At 68.2% G+C, this 6,674-nt stretch carries 4 protein-coding genes and 1 rRNA gene; 3 read left to right on the top strand and 2 right to left on the bottom strand.

Going from position 1 to position 6,674, the window contains the following annotated elements:
• A 16S ribosomal RNA gene (locus ACFWIW_RS05045) occupies positions 1 to 293 on the bottom strand; the annotation flags it as partial.
• A 458-nt stretch (positions 294 to 751) separates the two neighbouring features.
• Between ACFWIW_RS05045 and ACFWIW_RS05040 the strand changes: the two genes are divergently transcribed.
• Both ACFWIW_RS05040 and ACFWIW_RS05035 read left to right on the top strand, forming a co-directional pair.
• On the top strand, positions 752 to 1,555 hold the full coding sequence (locus ACFWIW_RS05040; RefSeq protein ID WP_378367192.1) for an alpha/beta fold hydrolase: 804 nt from the start codon (positions 752 to 754) through the stop codon (positions 1,553 to 1,555).
• On the top strand, positions 1,555 to 2,313 hold the full coding sequence (locus ACFWIW_RS05035) for an SDR family oxidoreductase (RefSeq protein ID WP_378367191.1): 759 nt from the start codon (positions 1,555 to 1,557) through the stop codon (positions 2,311 to 2,313). The genes ACFWIW_RS05040 and ACFWIW_RS05035 overlap by 1 nt, the downstream gene beginning before the upstream one ends.
• Here ACFWIW_RS05035 and ACFWIW_RS05030 read toward each other — a convergent pair.
• Entirely contained in the window at positions 2,252 to 3,850 is a 1,599-nt protein-coding gene (locus ACFWIW_RS05030) for a transposase (protein ID WP_378367190.1), read from the bottom strand. The genes ACFWIW_RS05035 and ACFWIW_RS05030 overlap by 62 nt on opposite strands.
• A gap of 185 nt (positions 3,851 to 4,035) precedes the next feature.
• On the opposite strand from ACFWIW_RS05030, the gene ACFWIW_RS05025 reads away from it, so the two are divergent.
• Positions 4,036 to 6,591, top strand: coding sequence for a bifunctional FO biosynthesis protein CofGH (locus ACFWIW_RS05025; protein ID WP_378367204.1), 2,556 nt, complete (start codon positions 4,036 to 4,038; stop codon positions 6,589 to 6,591).
• Positions 6,592 to 6,674 lie beyond the last annotated feature (83 nt).

Below are 6,674 nucleotides of genomic sequence, written 5' to 3'. Positions count from 1 at the left end.
CTCAGGCCGGCTACCCGTCGTCGCCTTGGTAGGCCATTACCCCACCAACAAGCTGATAGGCCGCGGGCTCATCCCGTACCGCCGGAGCTTTCCACTTCCACGGATGCCCGCAGAAGTCATATCCGGTATTAGACCCAGTTTCCCAGGCTTATCCCAAAGTACAGGGCAGATTGCCCACGTGTTACTCACCCGTTCGCCACTAATCCCCCACCGAAGCGGGTTCATCGTTCGACTTGCATGTGTTAAGCACGCCGCCAGCGTTCGTCCTGAGCCAGGATCAAACTCTCCAACAATGTCAAATTTGATCGAGGCATGTTTAATGCTCTCAAAGGAACCTCAAAACGAGGTTCAAAATAAGCTCTACTGGCTTAGTTCACTAGCACACTGTTGAGTTCTCAAGCAACACACCCCGAATCGCACCGCAGCTACACGGCCTTATCCGAAGCAGTCATTCCTAGCAGTTTTTGGTGAGACACCCACTCAATCGCACTGAGCGAGAGCTTGGTTCGTGTCCCGGTCGGCCGCCCGGTTTCCCTGGCGACGAAGAGAACTTTACATGGCCGGAAACCCCCGAAAACAGGGGGGTACCTTAACGACATTCGCGCAGGTCAGCGGCCATAAACGGGCCCAGACCGGGCGATCACGCGGTGATCGCCCCGGGAGACCTCGGGTGAACTCCCGGGCAAGAACATTGCTCCGAGTACATTGCACCGTATTGATCCCGTCGATTGCTCCGATTAGCGTCGGGCTCATGAGTACTGCGGAACTCGACGGCATCTCCGTCGCTTACGACGACCTCGGCACCGGGTTGCCCGTCGTCCTCGTCCACGGCCACCCCTTCAACCGTTCGATGTGGCGTCCCCAGGCCGAGCGCTTCAGCCAGGAGGGCTACCGGGTCATCACGGCGGACCTTCGCGGGTACGGCGAGACGACCAAGCCGGTGAAAGACCAGAAGACCGGACTCGACGTCTTCGCGGCCGACATCGCCCGGCTCGCCGATCACCTTGGTCTCGAGCGCTTCGTCCTCGGCGGGCTCTCCATGGGCGGGCAGATCGTCATGGAGTTCCACCGCACCTACCCCGAACGTGTCGCCGGGCTTCTGCTCGCCGACACCTCTCCCCAGGCCGAGACCGAGGAGGGCAAGCGCGTCCGCAACGAGATGGCGGACCGCGTCCTCGCGGAGGGACTGAACCCGTACGCGGAGGAAGTGCTGACGAAGATGGTCTCCCCGGAGAACGTCCGCACGATGCCGGACGTGGCCGCGCACGTCCTCGGGATGATGCGCACGACGCCCAAGGAAGGAGCGGCGGCCGCGCTCAGGGGACGGGCCGAGCGCCCGGACTACAGGGAGAGCCTCACGCGCGTAGCGGTACCGGCCCTGGTCGTGGTCGGGACCGAGGACGAGTTCACGCCGGTCTCGGACGCCGAACTCATGCACGACCTCATCCCCGGCTCCGCCCTGGCGGTGATCGAAGGCGCCGCCCACATGCCTAACCTGGAGCGCGAGGCCGAGTTCAACGACGTGTTCGCACGGTTCTTGAAAGAGACAAAGTGATGCCCCAGAAGATCGTTTTCGTGACCGGTGCCAGCGCCGGGTTCGGCGTCGAGATCGTCCGCCGGTTCGCCGCCGACGGCGCCAAGGTCGTCGCGGCCGCCCGCAGCAAGGACCGGCTCGACAAGCTGGCCGGCGAGCTGGGCGAGAACGTCCTCCCCTTCGAGCTCGACGTCCGGGACGCCGACGCGGTGGCCGCGCTCCCCGGCACGCTGCCCGCCGAGTTCGCCGAAGTCGACCTGCTGGTCAACAACGCCGGCCTCGCGAAGGGCCTGGAGCCCGCCCATCGGGCGAAGCTCGACGACTGGGACCAGATGATCGACACGAACATCAAGGGGCTCGCGCACCTCACCCGCGCGCTGCTGCCCGGCATGGTCGAGCGCGGCCGCGGGCACGTGATCAACATCGGCTCGGTCGCGGGCAGCTACCCGTACCCCGGCGGCAACGCCTACGGCGCGACCAAGGCGTTCGTGCACCAGTTCAGCCTGAACCTGCGCGCGGACCTGCAGGGCACCGGCGTCCGGGTGACCAACGTCGAGCCGGGCCTCGTCGGCGGCACCGAGTTCTCCGTCGTCCGGTTCGAGGGTGACCAGAGCAAGGCCGACAACGTCTACAAGGGCACGACGCCGCTGACGGCCGCCGACGTGGCCGAGTCCGTCTTCTGGGCCGCTTCGCAGCCGGAGCACGTGAACATCAACGTCATCGAGCTGATGCCGGTGGTGCAGAGCTTCTCGGCTCTCCATATTCACCGAGAGAGCTGAGACCGAAGAGGTCGAAGAGCGCCTGCTGTTCCGGGTTCCGCTCGGTCAGCAGGCGTCGCGTCCGCGGGCGGCCGCCGGTGGACGGATACCGCAGCACCGTCTCCCCTATCCCCGCGAGGCTGTCCATCAGCTCACGGACCGACAGGTTCATCCCGGCGCGGTCGGCCTCGCGCCGCATGAGGTGGGTGACCGTGGACGCGAGCACCGTGACCAGGGTGTGCACCGCGATCCGATGCGGTGTCCAGTCCCAGCGCGGGGCCGGGCCGGCGACGGCGGGACCGGTCAGCCAGCGGAACGTCGAGTCGAGGTGGGTCCGGGCGCGGTACGCGGTGACGACCTCGGACACCGGCCAGTCGTGGTCGGTGACCAGCACCTGCTTGCCGAAGAACTCGTCGTGCAACCGCGAGACGGCGGCGTCGTCGACCTTCCAGCTCAGGCGGATCTCCCCCGGTTTCGTGCCGGTCAACGAGGGTGAGAGCACCCGTTCGACGCGGCGGCCGCGGGTGATCCGCGCGATTTCGGCGTTCACCTGGCCGCGGTCGCCCCGGTACGTGCCCGAGGCCAGCGCGGCGTCGAGGCCGGCGAGCTCGCGGGTCGCGGTGCCCAGTTCCTCGCCGAACGCGCGGGCCTGCGCGTTGTGCAGGGTCTCCGAATGGGTCAGGATCACGCGCCGCCGCACGCCGGCGACCACGGCCCTGGTGTCGAGGGCGGTCAGTCCGGCGAACCGCTCCGGGTCGACGGGTTTGCGCGCGGACGGCGGTTTCGCCAGCAGTTCCGGATGCTCCGAGAGCGGGAGCGCGCCGACGAAATGCCGTCCGAGATCCAGTTGGGCCGCCTGGCCCGCGGTGAAGACCAGCGTGACGGGATACCGCGAGCGGAGTTCCTCGGCGAGCGCGGCGAACGGCGGCGCCCCTTCCCTCGGGTACACGTGCGACGCCAGCGGGATCGCGCCGTCCTTGGTCACCACCAGGCCGAGACCGGCGAGTTCGCAGCGGCAGGGGTCGGCGGTGGTGAAGGTGGCGAACTGCGGGACGTCGACGGCGAGCGCGGCGTCGCCGGTCCCCAGCCAGGAGAGCACCGCGTCGGCGACGGTCGTCTCGATCCGCCCGATCCGTTCGGGGGTGAGGCGTTGCAGCGCCCGCCGGTGATTCGGCAGGTCGGCTTGGATGAATTCCCGGGCGACGGAGTCTCGCCACCAGTCGGCTAATCGCGTGTCCGGCGCTGTCGCCCGGTGCAGGACGGCGAGCGCGAGATGTGACCCCAGGGTGGTCGTCGCGCGCTGAGCTCCGACGGCTTCATCGACCCGGCGCACGAAGTCGAGCCGCCGCAACGTGGCCCACACAGCCGCGACGTCGCCGAAGGTCCGGTGACGCGCTTCGCCGGGCGCGGAGACGTCGCCGTCCATCGCGCGTGCGATCTCTTCGGCCGTGCCGAGGTAGCGCTGCGAAACCACCCTCGGCTCGCCGTCGACCCGCGCGGAGGTGACGAGGTAGTAGTACGTCCGCCCGCCGACCTTCTTGCCGATCACCGAAGCCACACTTTAGGTAATACACTCGCACCCGCTGATCGGCAACCAAGATCGGGCGCTGACCAGCGGAAACCGTGATCACACCCACGTGGGTGAGACGGTGTCGGGTTGCACACTGGCAGGTGGAGCGAGTCCGGCCATAGCGTGCGGGAATGGCATCGGATGCAGACGCGAACGCCCCCACCACCTCGGCGATGCGTCGCGCGCTCGCCAGGGCGCGCGACGGGAAGACCCTCGACATCACCGAGGCGTCGATCCTGCTCCAGGCGCGCGGCGACGACCTCAAGACGCTGTCCGAGCACGCCTCCCGGGTCCGCGACGCCGGGCTCGTCGCGGCCGGCCGTCCCGGCGTGGTCACCTACAGCCGTTCGGTGTTCATCCCGCTGACCCGGCTGTGCCGGGACCGCTGCGGCTACTGCACCTTCGCGACCGTCCCCGGTCGCGTCGAATCGCCGTTCCTCTCCCCCGACGAGGTGCTCGACATCGCCCGCAAGGGTGCCGAGATGGGGGTCAAGGAAGCGCTCTTCACCCTCGGCGACCGTCCGGAGGACCGCTGGAAGGCGGCGAAGGACTGGCTCGACGCGCACGGCTACGACGACACGTTGTCCTACGTCCGGGCGATGGCGATCCGGGTCCTCGAAGAGACCGGCGTCCTCCCCCATCTCAACCCCGGCGTGCTGAGCTGGCAGGACTTCCAGCGGCTCAAGCCGGTCTCGGCGTCGATGGGCATGATGCTGGAGACGACGGCGAAGCGGCTGTACACGGAGAAGGGCGGCCCGCACTACGGCTCGCCCGACAAGGACCCCGACGTCCGCCTGCGGGTGCTGGAGGACGCCGGCCGCAGTTCGGTGCCGTTCACCACGGGCATCCTGATCGGCATCGGCGAGAACTTCGAGGAACGCGCCGACTCGCTGTTCGCGATCCGCAAGGTCGCGAAGACCTACGGCGGCATCCAGGAAGTCATCGTCCAGAACTTCCGTGCGAAACCGGACACGAAGATGCGCGCGACGCCGGACGCCGATCTCGAAGAGCTCGCCGCGACCATCGCCGTCGCGCGGCTCGTGCTCGGGCCGCGGATGCGCATCCAGGCGCCGCCGAACCTGATCGGCCAGCAGTACGAACTGATGCTCAACGCGGGTATCGACGACTGGGGCGGCGTCTCCCCGCTGACCCCCGACCACGTGAACCCCGAACGCGCCTGGCCGCAGATCGACGAGCTCAAACGCCGCACCGAAGCGCTCGGGTTCACCGTGCGCGAGCGGCTGCCGATCTACCCGGAGTACGTCAAGGCGGGCGAGCCGTGGCTGGACCCGCGGATGAACGCGCATCTCGCCCCGTTGACCGACACCGAGACCGGGCTCGCGATCGAAGAGGCCATCCCGGTGGGCATCCCGTGGCAGGAGCCGGACGGCGGCTGGAAGGAGGCCGGGCGTACCGACCTGCACGTCGAGGTCGACACGGTCGGGCGCACGGAGGACCGCCGCAGCGACTTCGACTCGGTCTACGGCGACTGGGCCGAGATCAAGGGCAACATCAAGACCGCGCCGCAGCGATTCGACCTCGACATCCGGGATGCCTTGCGCAGTGCGGAAAAGGACCCCGCCGGGCTTTCGGACGACGAAGCGCTGGCGCTGCTGCACGCCGACGGACCGGAGCTCGACGCGTTCACCAAGATCGCCGACGACCTGCGTCGCGAGGTGAACGGCGACGACGTCACCTTCGTCGTCACGCGGAACATCAACTTCACCAACGTCTGTTACACCGGCTGCCGGTTCTGCGCGTTCGCCCAGCGGCGCACCGACGCCGACGCGTACACGCTTTCGCTGGAGCAGGTCGGTGACCGGGTCGACGAAGCGTGGGCCGCGGGCGCGACCGAGATCTGCATGCAGGGCGGCATCCACCCGGATCTGCCGGGCACCGCGTACTTCGACCTCGCGGCGGAGGTGAAACGCCGTCAGCCGGACATCCACCTGCACTCGTACTCGCCGATGGAGGTCGTCAACGGCGCTTCGCGGACGAACCTCTCGATCGAGGACTGGCTGGCGCGCGCGAAGGAGGCCGGCGTCGACTCGCTGCCGGGTACGGCCGCGGAGATCCTCGACGACGACGTGCGCTGGGTGCTGACGAAGGGCAAGCTGCCGACGTCCGAATGGATCAACGTCGTCACCACCGCGCACAAACTCGGCATCACGACGACGTCGACGATGATGTACGGCCACGTCGACACCCCGGCGCACTGGGTCGGGCATCTGAAGCTGCTGGCGAAACTGCAGCGGGAAGGCCTGGAACGCAACGGGCGGCGAGGGTTCAGCGAGTTCGTGCTGCTGCCGTTCATCCACCAGAGCTCGCCGATCTACCTCGCCGGGCTCGCCAGGGCGGGGGCGACGCTGCGCGAGAACCGCGCGGTGCACGCGCTGGCCCGGCTGCTGCTGCACGGGATGATCGACAACATCCAGAGCTCGTGGGTGAAACTCGGCGAAGAGGGCAGCCGCGCCGTGCTGCAGGGCGGTGTCAACGACATCGGCGGGACACTGATGGAGGAGACGATCAGCCGGATGGCGGGTGCGGCGAACGGGTCGTACAAGACGATCAGCGACATGCGCGCGATGGTCGAACCGCTGGGCCGTCCGCTGCGGCAGCGGACCACGGAGTACGGCACGCCGACGGCGGAGCGGATCGCCGCGGCGGAGGCGTCGGACGGCGTCGCGACCGCGGTGCGGCGGCCGCTGCTGCCGCTTGTCACCAGCTGACGAAAAGTCCAGGACGGCCCCCTTGCCCGCGTACGAACGCGGGTAAGGGGGCCGTCACGTTCCGTGTGGCACCGCTCACAAGG

Origin of the sequence: Amycolatopsis sp. NPDC058340 (assembly GCF_042723975.1) — a bacterium.
Lineage (GTDB): Bacteria > Actinomycetota > Actinomycetes > Mycobacteriales > Pseudonocardiaceae > Amycolatopsis.
The sequence above is the reverse complement of the archived record's forward strand: the minus strand, read 5'-3'. Positions and strand labels throughout refer to the sequence as shown.